20 protein-coding genes are annotated in these 17,418 nt (G+C 62.2%); 14 read left to right on the forward strand and 6 right to left on the reverse strand.

Annotated elements, in window-relative coordinates:
• The first annotated feature begins 316 nt into the window (after positions 1–316).
• Positions 317–835, forward strand: a complete 519-nt coding sequence (locus tag AB1E33_RS00390; protein ID WP_372575277.1) for an outer membrane protein — start codon at positions 317–319, stop codon at positions 833–835.
• A gap of 16 nt (positions 836–851) precedes the next feature.
• Here AB1E33_RS00390 and AB1E33_RS00395 read toward each other — a convergent pair whose 3' ends face one another.
• The 3 genes from AB1E33_RS00395 to AB1E33_RS00405 are packed head-to-tail and all read right to left on the reverse strand — an operon-like array spanning position 852 to position 2,951.
• On the reverse strand, positions 852–2,039 hold the full coding sequence (locus AB1E33_RS00395; RefSeq protein ID WP_372575278.1) for a pyridoxal phosphate-dependent aminotransferase: 1,188 nt from the start codon (positions 2,037–2,039) through the stop codon (positions 852–854).
• 60 nt (positions 2,040–2,099) lie between these two features.
• Entirely contained in the window at positions 2,100–2,444 is a 345-nt protein-coding gene (locus AB1E33_RS00400) for an MmcQ/YjbR family DNA-binding protein (RefSeq protein ID WP_372575279.1), read from the reverse strand.
• Positions 2,445–2,447: 3 nt separating this feature from the next.
• Positions 2,448–2,951, reverse strand: coding sequence for a hypothetical protein (locus AB1E33_RS00405; protein ID WP_372575280.1), 504 nt, complete (start codon positions 2,949–2,951; stop codon positions 2,448–2,450).
• Between the two features lie 246 nt (positions 2,952–3,197).
• Between AB1E33_RS00405 and cysS the strand changes: the two genes are divergently transcribed.
• The 4 genes from cysS to AB1E33_RS00425 are packed head-to-tail and all read left to right on the forward strand — an operon-like array spanning position 3,198 to position 7,706.
• Entirely contained in the window at positions 3,198–4,592 is a 1,395-nt protein-coding gene (gene cysS, locus AB1E33_RS00410; protein ID WP_372575281.1) for a cysteine--tRNA ligase, read from the forward strand.
• Positions 4,592–6,214 (forward strand): citramalate synthase, encoded by a 1,623-nt coding sequence (cimA, locus tag AB1E33_RS00415; RefSeq protein WP_372575282.1) that lies wholly within the window; start codon positions 4,592–4,594, stop codon positions 6,212–6,214. Before cysS ends, cimA begins: the two co-directional genes overlap by 1 nt.
• Positions 6,178–6,933, forward strand: coding sequence for a class I SAM-dependent methyltransferase (locus AB1E33_RS00420; protein ID WP_372575283.1), 756 nt, complete (start codon positions 6,178–6,180; stop codon positions 6,931–6,933). Before cimA ends, AB1E33_RS00420 begins: the two co-directional genes overlap by 37 nt.
• On the forward strand, positions 6,930–7,706 hold the full coding sequence (locus tag AB1E33_RS00425; RefSeq protein ID WP_372575284.1) for a squalene/phytoene synthase family protein: 777 nt from the start codon (positions 6,930–6,932) through the stop codon (positions 7,704–7,706). Before AB1E33_RS00420 ends, AB1E33_RS00425 begins: the two co-directional genes overlap by 4 nt.
• A 234-nt stretch (positions 7,707–7,940) precedes the next feature.
• On the opposite strand, the gene AB1E33_RS00430 is transcribed toward AB1E33_RS00425, so the two are convergent.
• The gene (locus tag AB1E33_RS00430) at positions 7,941–9,164 is read right to left on the reverse strand and encodes an MFS transporter (RefSeq protein ID WP_372575285.1); all 1,224 of its coding nucleotides are present in this window, start codon (positions 9,162–9,164) and stop codon (positions 7,941–7,943) included.
• A 100-nt stretch (positions 9,165–9,264) separates the two neighbouring features.
• On the opposite strand from AB1E33_RS00430, the gene AB1E33_RS00435 reads away from it, so the two are divergent.
• The 3 genes from AB1E33_RS00435 to AB1E33_RS00445 are packed head-to-tail and all read left to right on the forward strand — an operon-like array spanning position 9,265 to position 10,890.
• On the forward strand, positions 9,265–9,900 hold the full coding sequence (locus tag AB1E33_RS00435) for a DNA-3-methyladenine glycosylase family protein (protein WP_372575944.1): 636 nt from the start codon (positions 9,265–9,267) through the stop codon (positions 9,898–9,900).
• Positions 9,897–10,562: an alpha/beta hydrolase gene (locus AB1E33_RS00440; RefSeq protein ID WP_372575286.1), complete on the forward strand. Its 666-nt coding sequence runs from the start codon at positions 9,897–9,899 to the stop codon at positions 10,560–10,562. Before AB1E33_RS00435 ends, AB1E33_RS00440 begins: the two co-directional genes overlap by 4 nt.
• A gap of 25 nt (positions 10,563–10,587) precedes the next feature.
• A complete protein-coding gene (locus tag AB1E33_RS00445; RefSeq protein ID WP_372575287.1) occupies positions 10,588–10,890 on the forward strand; it encodes a putative quinol monooxygenase in 303 nt (100 codons plus the stop codon).
• 1 nt (position 10,891) lies between these two features.
• Here AB1E33_RS00445 and AB1E33_RS00450 read toward each other — a convergent pair whose 3' ends face one another.
• Complete coding sequence (locus tag AB1E33_RS00450; protein WP_372575288.1) at positions 10,892–11,329, reverse strand: VOC family protein; 438 nt, start codon at positions 11,327–11,329, stop codon at positions 10,892–10,894.
• Positions 11,330–11,340: 11 nt separating this feature from the next.
• The gene (locus tag AB1E33_RS00455) at positions 11,341–11,916 is read right to left on the reverse strand and encodes a pseudouridine synthase (protein ID WP_372575289.1); all 576 of its coding nucleotides are present in this window, start codon (positions 11,914–11,916) and stop codon (positions 11,341–11,343) included.
• Positions 11,917–12,129: 213 nt separating this feature from the next.
• Here AB1E33_RS00455 and AB1E33_RS00460 point away from each other — a divergent pair, with 213 nt between their 5' ends.
• The 6 genes from AB1E33_RS00460 (at position 12,130) to dxr (ending at position 17,414) form a co-directional block, all read left to right on the forward strand.
• A complete protein-coding gene (locus AB1E33_RS00460; protein ID WP_372575290.1) occupies positions 12,130–12,714 on the forward strand; it encodes an HNH endonuclease in 585 nt (194 codons plus the stop codon).
• Positions 12,715–12,980: 266 nt separating this feature from the next.
• Complete coding sequence (locus AB1E33_RS00465) at positions 12,981–13,853, forward strand: LysR substrate-binding domain-containing protein (RefSeq protein WP_372575291.1); 873 nt, start codon at positions 12,981–12,983, stop codon at positions 13,851–13,853.
• Between the two features lie 302 nt (positions 13,854–14,155).
• Complete coding sequence (gene frr, locus AB1E33_RS00470) at positions 14,156–14,719, forward strand: ribosome recycling factor (RefSeq protein WP_372575292.1); 564 nt, start codon at positions 14,156–14,158, stop codon at positions 14,717–14,719.
• A gap of 12 nt (positions 14,720–14,731) precedes the next feature.
• Positions 14,732–15,463 (forward strand): polyprenyl diphosphate synthase, encoded by a 732-nt coding sequence (uppS, locus tag AB1E33_RS00475; RefSeq protein ID WP_372575293.1) that lies wholly within the window; start codon positions 14,732–14,734, stop codon positions 15,461–15,463.
• Positions 15,460–16,242, forward strand: coding sequence for a phosphatidate cytidylyltransferase (locus AB1E33_RS00480; protein WP_372575294.1), 783 nt, complete (start codon positions 15,460–15,462; stop codon positions 16,240–16,242). The genes uppS and AB1E33_RS00480 overlap by 4 nt, the downstream gene beginning before the upstream one ends.
• On the forward strand, positions 16,242–17,414 hold the full coding sequence (dxr, locus tag AB1E33_RS00485) for a 1-deoxy-D-xylulose-5-phosphate reductoisomerase (protein ID WP_372575295.1): 1,173 nt from the start codon (positions 16,242–16,244) through the stop codon (positions 17,412–17,414). Before AB1E33_RS00480 ends, dxr begins: the two co-directional genes overlap by 1 nt.
• The last annotated feature ends 4 nt before the right edge of the window (positions 17,415–17,418 follow it).

A 17,418-nucleotide genomic window follows, 5' to 3' on the forward strand; every position in this document is an offset into this window, starting at 1 on the left:
ACGTCCGGCACCGATGGTGCGGATGACGAGACCGATCTTCGACAATTCGCCCTGCATTCGGACCCTCCCATTTCGACAAAGACTGACAGGCAGGCGCGACGGGGTCTGTTCTGTTTGCGACCAATAACCCGGTGGATTTGAGCGGTTTTTTGCGTCTCAGGCCGGTTTCGTGCTATGGTGGATTACAGATTTTAGCATGCGGATTCGGTTCGTTGACAGCACAGGTCATGTCACCCATGTCTCACCTTGATGCTGCCACGGCCAACAGCCCCGTTTCGGGCGATGGTTGTGGTGCGGTGATGACCGGAGTCCGATCATGAAGCGCAGCCTGCCCGCATTGATACTCCTGACACTTAGCTGCGCCAGTCCGGCGCTGGCCGAGGACTGGACTGGAGTCTATGGCGGCTTTGCCCTTGGTTATACCGATGTGGACGGGCCGGCGTCTTCGGGTGGCGACGATGTCAGCTTTGGTCCCTATATCGGATATGACCACGATTTCGGCAATTTTGTACTCGGCGGTGAGTTCGAGTTTAACCGCACCGATATCGATCTGGGTGGCGCCTCGGGCGATCTGGACTATATCGGGCGGCTCAAGCTGCGTGGCGGGTACGATTTTGGCCGAGCGCTGGGGTATGTAGTGGTCGGAGCGGCCCGCGCCAAGACTTCGGGCGCGGATGATACCGGCGCGGTTTATGGTATCGGCGTCTCGGTTCCGGTCAGTGACAGGGTGCTGATCGGCGGCGAGATTTTGCGCCATGATTTCAGCGATTTGGGGGATGGGTCCGGTGATTTTGACACCGACACGTTCAACCTGCGCACAACCTTCCGCTTTTGATTTTTCTCAACGAGACCTACTCGGCGGCGCGCGTTTTTGCAATCTGACCCGCGAAGTCGCACAGGGTTTTCAGCGCAGCGGCAAAGCCTGCGTCATCCACTGTCATCGCGACGCGAATATGGCCCGCCGCCGCCTTGCCGAAGCTTTCACCGGGCATGACCGCGATGTGATGGGTATCGAGCAGGGCATAGGCAAATGCCTCGCCGTTCATGCCGGTCGCGCGTATATCCAGCATCAGGTACATCGCGCCCTGTGCCGGCACCAGTCGCAGCACGTTCTGGGCTTGCAGCACCTGCTGCGCCAGCGCGCGTCGTCGGCGGAAAGGAGCGGCGACTTCGTCCTCCAGCCAGGGGCCTTCGTTCAGCGCGAAATTTCCCGCCGCCTGGACAAATCCCGGCACGCCATAGGTGGTGTGGGTGGCTAGATTGATCAGATGCGCGATCGCCTCCTCCGGGCCCACGACCCAGCCGCAGCGCGATCCGGTCATGGCATGGGATTTCGACATCGAACCGACCACCAGAGTACGATCCACCATGTCGGGCAGGGCGCGCGGGCTAAGATGTTCGCCCTCCCAGACCTGAGTGTCGTAGACCTCGTCCGAGATCAGCCACAGGTCGCGCTTACGGCAGACCCCGGCAATCCCTTCCAGCGTGTTGCGGGAATAGACCACGCCGGTGGGGTTGTTGGGCGTGTTGATCAGCAGAGAGGTGGCGCCCTCGGCGGCTGCGTCGATTTCGGCGGCGCGCGGTTGGAACCCGTCTTCGGCATGGGCTTGAACCGGTTTCGCAATCGCGGCCACACCCCGGATCGTGCCGGGATAGGTAGCATAATAGGGATCGATGAACAGACCCACGTCACCCGGATCACAGGTTGCGTTATGGGCGGCGAACAGTGCCGCCTGGCCACCCGGGGTGATCAGCACATTGTCGCGGCTGGTGGGCACGCCGGTCCGGTCCTGGATGCGGGCGGCAACGGTGTCGCGCAGGTCAAGCTCGCCAGGCACGCTGGAATACCCGGTCTTGCCCGCACGCGCGGCCGCATCCATCGCGTCGAGGATCACTGGATGGGTGCGGATGTCATGCTCGCCCTGCGTCAGCTCGGTGACCGCAACGCCGGCGCGCACCATTGCGCGCGCCTTGTTGAACACATCCCACCCGTCCGAGCCGCCGCCGGTGATGTTCGTGATACGATGAGACAGCTTCATCCCCACCTCCCATATTGGTCGTCAAGCGGAGAGGGGCAGAGGCGATGTGATTTGTCAATCTCAACCGCGCGGTGGCAAGCTCGCTTGCAGTTTCTTTGTCAGACCGGCCCGCACCAGATCGTAAGACACCTCGATCCTGTGGCGCGTCTCGTCCTCGGACGAATCCCAGCCCAGCCTGATCCAGCTGCGGTGAAAATACGGCGCGCGAACGCCAACGCCTGCGTCAATCAGCATCTGGGCGGTTTCGATATCGGGGGTCTTGACCGACACACCGTCATTGGCGGTGCCGATACAGGCAAACATCTTGCCGCCCACCTTCCAGGCGTCATGGCCACCGCCCCAAGGGTCCGAGACCTCGGCGCCCGGCAGCGCGGCACAGATGCGGTTCACGCTGTCACGCGACACGGTCTATAGCCCGGTTTCCAGCTTCAGCTCTCCGTCGGCGATCAGGTTTCCCGCCGAGCCCACCGCCTCGAAAGAGGTCTTGGCCGCCTTCAGTTCGCGTTGAATGCGCGCGGAATGCTTGGCCGCCTGGCGCAGGCTCTCCTCATAGGCGGCGGTTTCCTTTCTCATCGTCTTTTCAACAGATTTGCGCTTTTTCTTATCCCCGTCCGAGCGCGCTTTCCTGAGGCTTTTCATGTGACTGGCAAGGATCTTTTCGTGGCCCGATATCTGCGTGCGGCAATGAACCAGATGCTCGCGCTCAGATTCCAGCCGGGTCAGGCACTGATCAAGTTCGCGCAGATGCTTGTGAATGCTGGTTTCGAACCGCTGCTGCTTGGTTCGCAACCCCGACACCAGCGCGGCATAGTCACTGTCCAGCGCGTTGACCACCGCACTGTCAAGTTGCGTGGCAGCGCTGTCATCTGTCTCATGCGGTCCCAAGGACCACTTCGCTCTTGAGGTGTTCATTTGTGTTATATGGCTCCCTGTGGTTGCACTATAGCACAAAGTTCCGGTGCTCGCAGCCCTTTTGGACCGGCCTTGAAAGATCGGCGGCGGAGCGCTATGCAGGTCCCATGAACCCGATTTGTATCATTATTTGCTGCATTCCCTGCTGAGCGATCACGCGGGCCGGTTTCTTTCGTTTTCTTCCCAGAGACAAGTTGCTAAGCCCGCGCCAGCGTGCCTTTGGTCCGCGCTTTGAGGAAAGAGACGATGACACCTATCAGACTGCACAACACCAAAACCCGCCGGAAAGAGGATTTCGCACCGATCAATGCGAAAGATGTGCGGATGTATGTCTGCGGGCCGACTGTTTATGACCGGGCGCATCTGGGCAATGCGCGGCCCGTGGTGGTGTTCGACGTGCTCTACCGGCTGTTGCGGCAGTTCTATGGGGCCGAACACGTGACCTATGTACGCAATTTCACTGATGTGGACGACAAGATCAACGCAACCGCTCTGGCCCGCAAGCAGGCCGGGGCCGAAGGCACGTTGGAAGAGTTGGTGCAGGCGCGTTCGGATGAGACGATTGGCTGGTATCTGAAAGACATGGATGAGGTCGGCGCGATGCGACCGAACGAGATGCCGCGCGCCACCGAGTATATTGCCCAGATGATCGCGATGATCGAGGGGCTGATTGCGGAGGGGTACGCCTATGAGAAAGAGGACCATGTCCTGTTCCGCGTGCGCAATTACGATGATTATGGCAAGCTCTCGGGTCGGTCAGTGGATGACATGATCGCAGGCGCGCGGGTCGAGGTGGCGCCTTTCAAGGAAGACCCGATGGACTTCGTGCTGTGGAAACCCTCGACCGACGATCTGCCCGGCTGGGACAGCCCTTGGGGACGGGGGCGGCCCGGTTGGCACATCGAATGCTCGGCCATGGCGCATGAGTTGTTGGGCGACAGTTTCGACATTCATGGCGGCGGCAATGACCTGATGTTCCCGCATCATGAGAACGAGATCGCCCAAAGCCGTTGCGCCCATCCCGAGGGGGAATTCGCCAAGGTCTGGCTGCATAACGAGATGCTTCAGGTCGAGGGCAAGAAGATGTCCAAATCCCTGGGCAATTTCTTTACCGTGCGTGATCTACTCGACAAGGGCGTGCCCGGTGAGGTGATCCGGTTCGTGTTCCTGCAGACGCACTATCGCAAGCCGATGGACTGGACCGAGAAAAAGGCGCGCGAGGCGGAGGGAACGCTCCGGAAATGGCGGGCGCTGACAGCGGGCATCGAACCCGCGGCCAGCGCGGCGCCTGCAGTCATCGCCGCGCTTGCCGACGACCTGAACACGGCGGGCGCCCTCGCAGAGCTCCACCGTCTGGCTGCGACTGGCGAGGCCGCGGGCCTGTTGGCGTCGGCGCAGTTGCTTGGGCTGCTGACGGAGGAGTTAAGCAGATGGGCCGAAACAGGTGATTTGGACCTGTCGACGCATGAGATCCGTCTGTCCGATGCGCGCAGCGTTGCGATGGAAAGCAAGGATTTTGCAGAGGTCGACCGCCTGAAAGCGGCCTATCTGGAGGCGGGCCTTGAGGTGCGCATGAGCAAGGCGGGCGTGGAACTGGTGCCAGGGCCCGATTTCGACGCTGCCAAGCTGGAGAGCGTGTGATGACCCGTGAGCGCCTGTACCTCTACGACACCACCCTGCGCGACGGGCAGCAGACGCAGGGGGTGCAGTTCTCGACCCCCGAAAAGGTCCAGATCACCCGCGCTTTGGACGAGCTGGGGCTGGATTATGTCGAGGGCGGCTGGCCCGGTGCCAACCCCACCGACAGCGCATTTTTCGCCGATGCGCCCCAGACGGGCGCGCGGCTTGCCGCCTTTGGCATGACCAAACGCTCGGGCCGGTCGGCCGAGAATGACGATGTGCTGGCGGCGGTGCTGAATGCGGGCACCGGCACCGTCTGTCTGGTTGGCAAGAGCCATGATTTCCACGTCACCGACGCGCTCGGCATCGCGCTGGAGGAGAACACCGAAAACGTCCGTGCGTCGATCGCGCATATCGTGGCGCAGGGGCGCGAGGCGCTGTTTGACGCGGAGCATTTCTTTGACGGCTACCGTGACAACCCGGACTATGCGCTGGCGGTCTGCCATGCGGCACTGGAGGCCGGGGCGCGCTGGATCGTGCTGTGTGACACCAATGGCGGCGCGTTGCCATCCGAGATCGGACGGATCGTGGGCGAAGTGATTGCCTCGGGCATCCCCGGCGACCGTTTGGGCATTCACACCCATAACGACACCGAACAGGCGGTCGCCGGTTCGCTGGCCGCCATCGAAGCGGGCGCGCGGCAGATCCAGGGTACGCTGAACGGGCTGGGCGAGCGCTGCGGCAACGCCAACCTGACCTCGCTGATCCCGACACTGCTGCTGAAAGAGCCTTATGCCAGCCGCTTCGAAACCGGCGTCACGCCAGAGGCGCTGGCGGGGCTGACCATGGTCAGCCGGATGCTGGACGATATCCTCAACCGGGTGCCGACCAAGCAGGCGCCTTACGTGGGCGCTTCGGCCTTTGCGCACAAGGCCGGGCTGCATGCCAGTGCGATCCTGAAAAACCCCTCGACCTATGAACATGTGGACCCTGCGGTCATCGGCAACACCCGCATCATCCCGATGTCGAACCAGGCCGGGCAGTCGAACCTGCGCAACCGACTGGCCGAGGCCGGGCTGGAGGTGGCCAAGGGCGACCCGGCGCTGGGGCGTATTCTGGAACGGATCAAGGAGCGCGAGGCCGTAGGATACTCCTATGACACCGCGCAGGCCTCTTTCGAGCTGCTGGCGCGTGAGGAACTGGGGCTGCTCCCCGAACTTTTCGAGGTCAAACGCTACAAGGTCACGGTCGAGCGGCGCAAGAACAAGTACAACCGGATGATCAGCCTGTCCGAGGCGGTGGTTGTGGTGAAGGTCGACGGCGAAAAGCGCCTGTCGGTCAGTGAATCGCTCGATGAAGACGGCAGCGACCGGGGGCCAGTGAACGCGCTGGCCAAGGCGCTGGCCAAGGATCTGGGCCAGTACTCGGCTGTGCTGGAAGACATGCGGCTAGTCGACTTCAAGGTGCGCATCACGCAGGGCGGCACCGAAGCCGTCACCCGCGTCATCATCGACAGCGAGGACGGTGCAGGGCGGCGCTGGTCTACCGTGGGGGTCAGCGCGAACATAGTGGATGCCAGTTTCGAGGCGCTGCTGGATGCGATCCGATGGAAACTCATCCACCACACAGAGGCTTCCGCATAGTGGACTGGCAGGCGTTTTTCAGACTTCACCACGATCTGCCTCGCGAAGGACCCGGCGCGCCAGAGGATGTGGATTGGGTTCTGCGCGAGACCGGGCTCACGGGTGCCGTTTCGGTCTGTGACGCGGGGTGCGGGCCGGGGGGCGACCTTGAAACGCTGGCCGTCCGGCTGCCCGAGGCAAATCTGATCGGACTGGACAAGCATGATGGGTTTGTCACCAGTGCGCAAAATCGCTGCACGCGTTTCGGCGACCGCGTGCAGGTCCGGCAGGGTGACATGTCTGACCCCGGCGGGCCCTATGATCTGATCTGGTGTGCCGGGGCGCTGTATTTCCTGGGTGTGACCGAAGGGCTGACCTCATGGCGCAAAACGCTCGCGCCGGGTGGTTTCGTCGCCTTTTCCGAGCCGGTGAAACTGCAAAATGAGATGCCGCAGGCAGCGCGCGAGTTCTGGCAGGACTACCCCGAGATCACCGATCTGGCAGGCATCGAGGCGCGCGTTGACGCTGCGGGATTTGACATTCTAGGTCATCGTCTGATCGTCGGGCAGGCATGGGAAAACTACTATGCGCCCCTGCGCCGGCGCATCGCCGAACTGCGCGCCGTCACCCCCGATCCGGCAATGGTCGAGATGCTGGACATGAATGCGCGTGAGATCGCGCTTTGGGAGGCCGCCTCCGATCACATCGCCTATGCCTTGATGCTTGTCCGGCCCCGATGAGCTTTGACGCCGACCTGACCGCCTGTGCCGCGCTGGTGGAAAAGGCTGACCCGGACCGGTTTCTGGCCGCCATGGCCGCACCGGTTTCGGCACGCCGAGTGCTGTTCCCGCTCTATGCGCTGAATGTCGAAGTGGCGCGCGCTCCCTGGGTCACGCAAGAGGCGATGATCGCCGAGATGCGCCTGCAATGGTGGCGAGACGCGCTGGAAGAGATCGCCGGGGGCAAACCCGCACGGCGGCATCAGGTGGTGACGCCTCTGGCCGCGATCCTGTCGCCAGAACTTGCGGTCTATCTGGATCAATATGTCTCGGTCAGGCGTTGGGATATCTACAAGGACCCGTTCGAGGACGCGGCGCATCTGGCCTCGTATCTGGAGCACAGTGCCGGGGCGCTGATGGTCGCAGCGGCGCAGAGTCTCGGGCCAGCGGACACGGATGTTCTGCGAGATTATGGCTATGCCACGGGCGTGGCCAACTGGCTGCGCGCCATGCCAGAGCTTGAGGCGCGCGGGCGCATACCCTTGCTGGATGGCACGGCGGAAGGCGTCCGCATGCTGGCCGAGAACGGGTTGACGCGTCTAGTGCGGGCGCGGCGCGGTCGAGCGGCGGTCTCTGCGGCGGCGCGACCGGCGCTTCTGGCAGGGTGGCAAACAGAGGCCATACTGAAACAGGCGGTGGCGGCGCCGGGTCTCGTCGCATCGGGCGCGTTGGGGCAGAGCGAGTTCCGCAAACGCGCCAGCCTGATGTGGCAAGCCGTTTCGGGGCGCTGGTGATCGTGGCTCTGACGCGTGTTCAAAGCGCTGCCTTGCGCGAACTCAAGGCGAAGCCGCAGCGCATGCCCGTTCCGGCGGGCAGGCGCTTTGTCACCGGCGCGCTGACCGGCGAATGAAGATGTACCTGGAACCATAATGCGCACCGAACAGACGTTGTAGCGCCCGCCTGCGGGCATACGCCGCGCGGCGACCGGACATTCAAGTTTCGAAGCAGAAGCGATGAGTTCTCCCCGCTCAGGCCAGTTCCTCTTTCGGGCGCAATACCAGCCAGATCAGCGCGCCGCCCGCCAGCACCAGGAAGGGGGCCATGGCAAGGTTCACGGCGGTCCAGCCCTCGACCGGGTTGCCGCCCGAGCAATTCATCAGCCCGCCCGAGGCGACCGAGGCAAAGGTCACGCCGCCAAAGACCAGCAGGTCGTTCAGCCCCTGCATCCGGCCCCGCTCGCTGGGTGCATGGGAATCGGCGAGCATGGTGGTGGCGCCGATAAAGCCGAAATTCCAGCCGACCCCCAGCAGGATCAGGGCGAGGAAGAAATTGTTCAACTCGACGCCTTCCAGGGCGACAACTCCTGCCGCTGCCAGAATGACCAGCCCCAGTGCCACGATTTTCTCGACGCCAAAGCGCGCGATCAGATGGCCGGTGAAGAAGCTTGGGATAAACATGGCCAACACATGCCAGGTGACCACATCTGCCGCGTCATGTGTGGTATAGCCGCAACCCACAACCGCCAGCGGGGTCGAGGTCATCACAAGGTTCATCAGCGCGTATGACACCATAGCGCAGATCACCGCCACCGCGATACGGGGGGTTGTGATCAACTCCCACCTTGTGCGGCCCTTGGGGCTGTCCGCCGACGGTGGCGCAGGGCGCGGTATGTCGAGGAACAGAAACAGCAGCGATCCGACGAGATTGAGTGCGATTACTGCCGCATAGGTGCCAAGGAACGGGACCACGTATGCGGTGGCGGTCAGCTTCACCAGTTGCGGCCCAATGATGGCCGCTGCCAGCCCGCCCGCCATCACATAAGAAATCGCCTTGGGCCGGAACGCGTCCGAGGCGGTATCGGCGGCGGCAAAGCGATAGAACCCGTGTGCGCTCATATAGATGCCGGTCAGGAAGCTGCCCGCCAGAAAGATCGGGAACGACGCCAGGTAGAGGCCATAGGCCCCCACCACGCCGCCCAGTGCGCCCATCAGCGCGCCCAGCATGAACCCGGCGCGGCGGCCCCAGCGCTGCATGATCGCCGACATCGGCGTGGCCGCCAGCATCGACCCCAGAACGATCATGGAAATCGGTAGGGTCGCCAGGCAGACATTGCTCGCCAGCGACTGCCCGGCCAGCCCTCCGATCGTGAAGATCATCGGCATTTGCGCGCCCAGCACAGCCTGCGCCGCCACCAGAACCACAACATTGCGGCGGGCGGTGCGGTCGTCGGTGGGGGCGAGTGCGTCTGTCATGCCTGCACACGTATCCCCGATTGCGCAGCGCGACAAGCGGTTGCAACTGCACCGGATGCGGTTACGGTGCCGCAGCACCGCGCAACGAAAACGGGCAGGGATGGCACAAAGCGAACGGATCATCGAAACGCCCGACTGCGTGGCCGAAGGGGCGGATTGGCTGGCCGGTCATTGCCCGCGCATGTCGCATGCCATGACGCTCACCGGCCCGCTGCCTTTGCGGCGCAAGCCGGACGGGTTTGCCGAGCTTCTCAGTGCCATTGTCAGCCAGCAGGTCAGCGTCGCCTCAGCCAATGCGATCTGGGGCCGGTTGAAGGCGGCCAAGCTGACCGGGCCGCGAAGGATTCTCTGGGCCGGTGAGGACGATCTGCGCGCAGTGGGTCTCAGCCGTCAAAAAATCCGCTATGCACGCGCGCTGGCCGAGGCGCGGATCGACTACGATGCCTTGCGCGACGCACCCTCAGATGAGGTTATTGCAACGCTGGTCGAGGTGCCCGGCATCGGCGCCTGGACCGCTGAGATATACGCCATGTTCTCGCTGGGTCGCGCTGATGTCTTTGCTCCGGGTGATCTGGCGCTGCAGGAGGCGGCGAAAGTTCTTTATGACCTGCCCGAGCGCCCCAGGGAAAAGGAACTGCGACAAATGGCGGAAGACTGGTCGCCCTGGCGGTCGGTTGCGGCCCGCGTGCTCTGGGCCTATTACCGCGTGGCCAAGGACAGGGAAGGTATCAGATGACGCGCGTTTTGAACTCCGGCCGGAAAGAGCCGCATTCGGGCACCGCACGATCGGTTGTGGTGTTTCTGCACGGCTACGGTGCCAATGGCGCGGACCTGCTGGGGATGGCTGATGTGCTGGGCGAACACCTGCCCGACACGCTCTTCGTGGCCCCCGACGCGCCTGAACAAATCCCCGGCATGCCCGGCAGCTATCAGTGGTTTCCAATCCCCTGGATCGACGGCTCGTCCGAGGAGGAGGCCATGCGCGGAATGGCGGCGGCGGTCGAGGATCTGAACGCCTATCTCGATGCGCTGATGGTGGACGAGGATATGCTGCCGGAACAGGTCGTGCTGTTCGGCTTCAGTCAGGGCACGATGATGAGCCTGCATGTCGCGCCCCGACGCGAAGACCCGGTGGCGGGCATCGTCGCCGTCTCGGGTCGGTTGCTCAGCCCCGAGACACTGGCCGATGAGGTGGTCAGCCGCATGCCTGTGCTGCTGGTGCATGGCGATGCCGATGACGTGGTGCCGCCGCAATCACTGCCCGAGGCCGCCGAGGCGCTGCAGGAAGCAGGCTTCAAAGAGGTCTACGCTCATGTGATGAAAGGCACCGGCCACGGTATCGCGCCCGACGGGCTGAGCGTTGCGCTGGCCTTCATGCGCGACAAGCTGAGCCTTTGAACAGGGCGGAATTGGGAGGACAGACATGTTGATCGTCACCGGAGTAATCGAAATCTCGCCCGAAGGGGTCGAAGCCGCCAAGGTCGCGGCACAGGCCATGGTCGCCGAAACCACTCAGGAGGCGGGCTGCATCATCTACGAATTCAGCCAGGTGATCGGGTCCGACACCCTGTTCCGGGTCTACGAAGAGTGGACAGATCAGGCCGCGCTTGAGGCACATTTCACCGCGCCCCATATGGCTGTCTTTCAACAGGCGCTGGGGCAGGTGGGCGTCGTCTCGCGCGATATCTATCGTGTCGTGGGCGGCGAAAAGCAGCCGCTGCGCTAAGTCAGCCCGGTTCGCCCCACAGCCAACTTTCGGCAAACTCCACCGAATTGCCGGCCGGATCGCGAACATAGAGCGATCTGGCCCCGTTGGGCCAGTCGAACGCAGTGTCGATTGTGACATTGGCCGTCAAGAGCCGGGCCTGCATCATCTCAATGGCCTCGCGATCCATCGTGAAACACACATGCCCATGACCGTGTGCGCCATGGGCCGGCACGGGAAGGCGGGGATTGTTGGGGGGCAACACCGTCTGATGCGGGTTGAAGATCAGCAGCACGGCGGGGCCGACCCGGTAAAAGACATGCCGCTTGCCGATGCGCTGGATGCATTCGAGCCCCAGCAACGTTCCATAAAACGCCTCGGCCAGATCCAGATCCTCGGCATAAAGCGTGGCTTCGAGAATGGCAGAGGGTGCGGGGGCGGGGGGCAATCTGTCGGTCATGCCCGACTATATCACCCGCGGCGGGGTCTGTCAGTCGGTGGCAGCGCCTCCCATCTGCCCGACCCCAGCCCGTCCAGCGACCAGTCGCCGATCCGGCATCGGATCAACCGCAGGGTGGGGTGGCCCACGGCGGCAGTCATGCGCCGTACCTGCCGGTTGCGGCCTTCGCGGATGGTCAGTTCGATCCAACTGTCGGGCACCGATTTGCGCACTCGTATCGGCGGTGACCGTTGCCACAGACCATCAGGCGTATCCATAAGGCGCGCGCGCGCCGGGCGGGTCAGACCGTCCTTGAGCTCGACACCTTTCTGCAAGGCATCAATCGCCGTCTGATCCGGGATTCCCTCGACCTGGGCCCAATAGGTTTTGGCCATCTTGTGTTTCGGGTCCGTGATCCGCGCCTGCAACCGCCCGTCATCGGTCAGCAGCATCAGCCCTTCGCTGTCGCGATCCAGTCGTCCCGCCGGATAAACACCGGGCAGGTCAATGAACGTGGACAGCGTCCGGCGCGGGCTGCCTTCGCTGCCTTTGTCGGTGAATTGCGACAGCACGTCGAAGGGTTTGTTGAAACGGATGAACCAGCTCATGACCCCGTCCTAGCGGGCGCGGCTGCTGTGGGCAAGCATGTGGATATCCGTCATGTCCGTGTTACGGTTGCCCGTTAGCAAGACGGCGATATGTTGTGGAAATTCAAGGCTTGTCAGGACGTGACCACGATATATAGTTATATCAAAGGCAGGGGCGGGGCTCCCCGCCCTGATGTCACAAGAGGACAGAGCAGGGCGAGTGGAGAGTCAGGTATGGATGGCGATTTCAGGACCGAATTTGTCAGGGAGCCAGGCGCCCTGAAACAGCACCCGGCGCTGGTGCTGAATGCGGATTACAGGCCGCTCTCCTATTATCCTTTGTCACTGTGGGCCTGGCAGGATGCCATCAAGGCCGCGTGGCTGGACCGGGTGGATATCGTGGCGGAATATGACGAGGTTGTCCGAAGTCCGTCGACGGAAATCAGGATACCCTCGGTCGTTGTCCTGAAAGACTATGTAAAACCCCAAAAGCGCGTGGCCTTCACGCGCTTTAATTTATTTCTGAGAGATGGTTTCCACTGCCAGTATTGTGGCAGTAAGGGGGATCTGACTTTTGACCACGTGGTGCCCCGCGCAGCAGGAGGCGTCACAAGCTGGGAAAATGTGGTCGCCGCCTGCGCGCCCTGCAACCTGCGCAAAGGATCGAAATCGCTGCGCCGCGCCGGGATGAGCCTGCGTAAACCCCCGCGTCGACCGCAAGCCGAGGAATTGCGCAATTCCGGTCGGAAATTCCCGCCCAATCACCTGCATGAAAGCTGGATCGACTTCCTCTATTGGGATACCGAACTGGACGCGTGATCCGCTGGCCTACTGGTCGCGTCTGGGTGGCAGTCCGACGTCCCTTCTCATATGATCGTCCAGTTGGTCGATATGGATTATGCGGCGTTTTCCCGAACTCATTTGACAAAAATTCCAATACTTCATGCGTCGCTTGATGCCCAGGTACAGTCTATGCATGGGATGCGCTTTCTGATTTACTGATTTGATCTGTACACAATAGTTCTTAAAAAAACGACGTATTGTGAAACTCAGAGACAGCATGAAAGCATAAGGAGAGTTTATGCATGATGCAGGCGATTCCCTCCCTCGCCGCCATCCGCGCCTTTGAAGCCGCCGCGCGGCATCAGAGCTTTACCCGCGCGGCCGAGGAACTGGGCATGAGCCAGGCCTCAGTCAGTTACCAGATCCGGGTGCTGGAGGAGCGTTTGGGGTTCCGCCTGTTCGCGCGCGCGGCTCGCAAGGTGCATCTGACCCGCGATGGTGAACGGCTGGCAAAATCAGTGGTCGAGGCGTTCGACCTGATGCGGGCGGCGTTTCAGACGGTCGAGGCGGATCAGCAGGCAACACTCACGATCAGCGCCACGCCGACGTTCTCGGCCAATTGGCTGGCCCCCAATATCGGTCGCTTTCAGATTGCGCATTCCGAGATTGCCGTGCGTGTTCTGGCGCATGAGGAACGGGCGGATTTCGCCCGCGCCGAGGTCGATCTGGCCATCCGCTACGGTGACGGCGACTTTCCAGGCCTACGCGCGCACCGGCTGATGCCGACCGAGTTCACGCCGGTCTTTGGGCCCGCGCTGGGGGCAGGGCCGCGCACACCGGCTGAACTGTTCGATTTTCCGCTGATCAGCCCCGGCGATTCCTATTGGCGCATTTGGATGGAACAGGCGGGCTGCGATGCTGCACTGCTGGACCGGCTAACCGGAACCTCGATGGCCTCGCAAACCGAGGCGGCGCAGGCGGCGATGGCCGGGCATGGTATCGCGATGCTCTCCCCGCGTTTCTTTGCCCAGGACTTTGCATCCGGCCGCCTGATACAACCCTTTGATCTGGTTGCGACGGACGGGATGGCGCATTGGTTGGTTTATCCGGAATCGCGAAGAAACCTGAGCAAGATCAGACTCTTCCGCCGCTGGATTGAAGCAGAAACCGCTTAGGATGCCAAATACGCAAGGAGCGAACAGATCTCTGTTGCCATTATTGATACCTGAACCATCCATGGATGCTCCCAATGGCAAAATGTGTCTCGCTTGATCGGCCAAGTGAATGGCAGCAAATCTTGAGCTGCTCAGTTGCGGGCCGTGACAAGTGTTGCCGGTAAGTTTGCCGCTTGAAGTCTGGAGATAGCGGCTGGTCGGCCTCGTCTTTGCTGTGAATGTGGTTCATGATTGCTATACATCCAGAAGCCGATGGCGTATGACCCGTCAAAACAGCACCTGAAGCAAGGGGAGTGGGCAGCATGTCTGAAGATTTCGAACTGGATACCGATGATCTGAAGCGCCGCATGGATGGCTCGATGGCCAATCTGCGAACCGAGTTTGCGTCGCTGCGCACCGGCCGGGCCTCGGCCTCGATGCTGGAGCCAGTGATGGTGGATGCCTATGGCTCGATGACGCCGATCAACCAGGTCGGAACCGTCAACGTGCCCGAGTCTCGCATGGTGACAGTGAATGTCTGGGACAAGTCTCTGGTCGGCAAGGTCGAGAAGGCCATTCGCGAAAGCGGGCTTGGCATCAACCCACAGCTCAACGGCACGATCATCATGCTGCCGATCCCGGAACTTAACGAGGAACGGCGCCGCGAACTGGGCAAGGTGGCTGGGCACTATGCCGAAAGTGCACGTGTGGCGATCCGCAATGTGCGTCGTGACGGGATGGACCAGATCAAGAAAGCCAAGGCCGACGGCATGTCCGAGGATGACCAGAAATTCTGGGAAACCGAGGTGCAGGAACTGACCGACGAGATGATCAAGGCCGTCGATACCGCGCTGGAAACCAAGCAAGCCGAAATCATGCAGGTATAAACGCGTCAGGCGATGCCCAAGGATCCTTTCTCTGACACAGCTGGCGGGCCTCGCCATGTCGCAATCATCATGGATGGCAATGGCCGTTGGGCGCAGGCGCGCGGGCGACCGCGACTGTTCGGGCATCACGCGGGTGCGCGCCGGGTGCGCGAAGTGGTCGAGGCCTGTCCCGAACTGGGTGTCGAATATCTAACGATCTTTGCCTTTTCGACCGAGAACTGGAAGCGGACCCAAGTCGAGGTGGCGGGGCTGATGACCTTGTTCCGCCGTTACATCACCAAAGAAACCCGCGCGCTGTCCGAACGCGGCGTTTGCGTGCGTTTCATCGGCGACCGGGTGCGACTGGACAACAAGCTGGTTGCGTTGATGGACACGCTTGAGGAAAAGACGCGCGACAATGCACGTGTGAACCTGACCATCGCGCTGAACTATGGCGGCCGTGACGAGGTGGCGCGCGCCACGAAGCGGTTGGCGCAGGATGTAGCCGCGGGCAAGCTGAACCCCGACGACGTCGATGAGGAAACCTTGCCGCGTTATCTCGATACCTGTGTGTTGCCGGACCCCGATCTCGTCATACGCACCAGTGGCGAGGCGCGGATCTCGAACTTCCTGCTCTGGCAGTCGGCCTATGCTGAATATGAGTTCATCGACACGCTCTGGCCTGATTTCACCGCAGAAGAATTGGCGCGCCTGTGCCGGAATTACGGCGCGCGCGACCGCCGCTTTGGTGCGGTGCGCGCATGAGCGACAGCAAGTGGTCCGATCTGGCGACGCGGATCGCGTCGACGGTTGTTCTGGTTGCGATTGCTGCGATCGAGCTTTGGCTGGGTGGCTTGTGGTTTGAAAGCTTCATCGCGGCGGCCTGTGGCGTGATGATCTGGGAACTGGTGCGGATCATCGCCCCGGATAAGCGTAACGAGGCCATCCATTTGGGCATCTTGACTGGGTTGGCAGTGCTGATCAGCTATCATGTACCTTTGGTTTTCCGATTGCCGATCCTTCTGGCGCCGGTGCTTGTGGGCGTCGGGCAGGTCAAGGTTCGGCGCGGCCTTTTTGCGGTCTTTGCCTTGTGGATCAGTGCCGCGGGGCTGGGGTTCATCTCGATCCGTCTGACGATGGGCTTTGGCTGGATGCTATGGCTAGTTGGCGTGGTGGTGGCCACCGATGTGGCCGGGTATTTCGTGGGCAAGTCTATCGGTGGGCGCAAGTTCTGGCCGCGTGTGAGCCCCAACAAGACCTGGGCCGGGATCGTCGGAGGCTGGGTCGCCGCAGCACTGGTTGGCGCCGCTGTTGCCATGCAGGTCGGTTTCGGTGTGCCGTTTGTGCTGGTGTCGGTGCTGGCCTCGATGGCGAGCCAGGCGGGCGATATGGCGGAAAGCGCGCTCAAGCGGCACTGCAACGTCAAGGACAGTTCAAGCCTGATCCCCGGCCATGGCGGGTTTCTCGACCGGTTCGATGGCATGATGGGGGCAGCGCTCTTTGTGCTGATCGCTGGGCTGATCTATGCGCCGGGGCCAATGTAATGCGGCGGGTTTCCATCCTGGGAGCGACCGGCTCGATCGGGCAGAATACCGTGGATCTGATCGCCCGAAACCCTGAACGGTTCGAAGTTGTGGCCCTGACCGGCGGCGCCAATATCGACCAACTGGCGGCGGATGCGCGGGCGTTGAAGGCGCAACTGGCGGTCACTGCCCATGCGGGCCAGTACCAGGCCTTGCGCGAGGCACTCTCGGGGACTGGTATCGAGGTCGCGGCAGGCCCGGAGGCGCTGATCGAGGCAGGTGCGCGTCCCGCTGATTGGGTGATGTCGGCCATTGTCGGCGCCGCCGGACTGGCGCCGGGGTTGCGGGCTTTGGAGCAGGGCGCAACGCTGGCGCTGGCCAACAAGGAATCACTGGTCTGTGCGGGGCGGCTGGTGCTGGACACCGCACGCCGCCATGAGGCGCGGCTGTTGCCGGTCGACAGTGAACATTCGGCGGTGTTCCAGGCTCTGACCGGCGAGGATATTTCGGCGGTGGAGCGTATCGTCATCACCGCCAGCGGCGGCGCGTTTCGCGACTGGCCGCTGGAGGCGCTGAAAGAGGCGACACTGGAACAAGCGTCCTCGCATCCCAATTGGGCGATGGGCCAGCGGATCACCATCGACAGTGCATCCATGTTTAACAAGGCGCTGGAAGTTATCGAAACCAAAGAATATTTCGGTGTCGCGACAGAGCAAATCGAAGTGATCGTTCACCCGGAATCGATCATCCACGCGATGGTCGGATTCCAGGACGGGGCGATGATGGCGCATCTGGGCGCACCCGATATGCGACACGCGATCGGCTATGCGCTGAACTGGCCAGACCGGCAGCATCTGCCGGTGGCGCGACTGGATCTGGCGCAGCAGGCGCAGTTGAATTTCCGTGCACCCGACGATGCCCGCTATCCGGCGTTGGCATTGGCGCGGCAGGTGATGCGGCGCGGCGGGTTGTCGGGGGCGGTGTTCAACGCCGCCAAGGAGAGGGCGCTGGATCACTTCATAGCGGGACGCATCGGTTTTCTCGAAATGGCGGCGACGGTCGAGGCGGTGCTCGACCGATTTGAGACCGATCCGGGACTTATTGACGCCCCAATGACACTTGATAACGTGACGCAAACGGACCATCTGGCACGTATCCGGGCCGATGAAACCATCGGCGCAAGAGCAGGGTAGACAT

This window comes from Ruegeria hyattellae (assembly GCF_041537925.1).
In the GTDB taxonomy this organism is placed as follows: Bacteria; Pseudomonadota; Alphaproteobacteria; order Rhodobacterales; family Rhodobacteraceae; genus Ruegeria_C.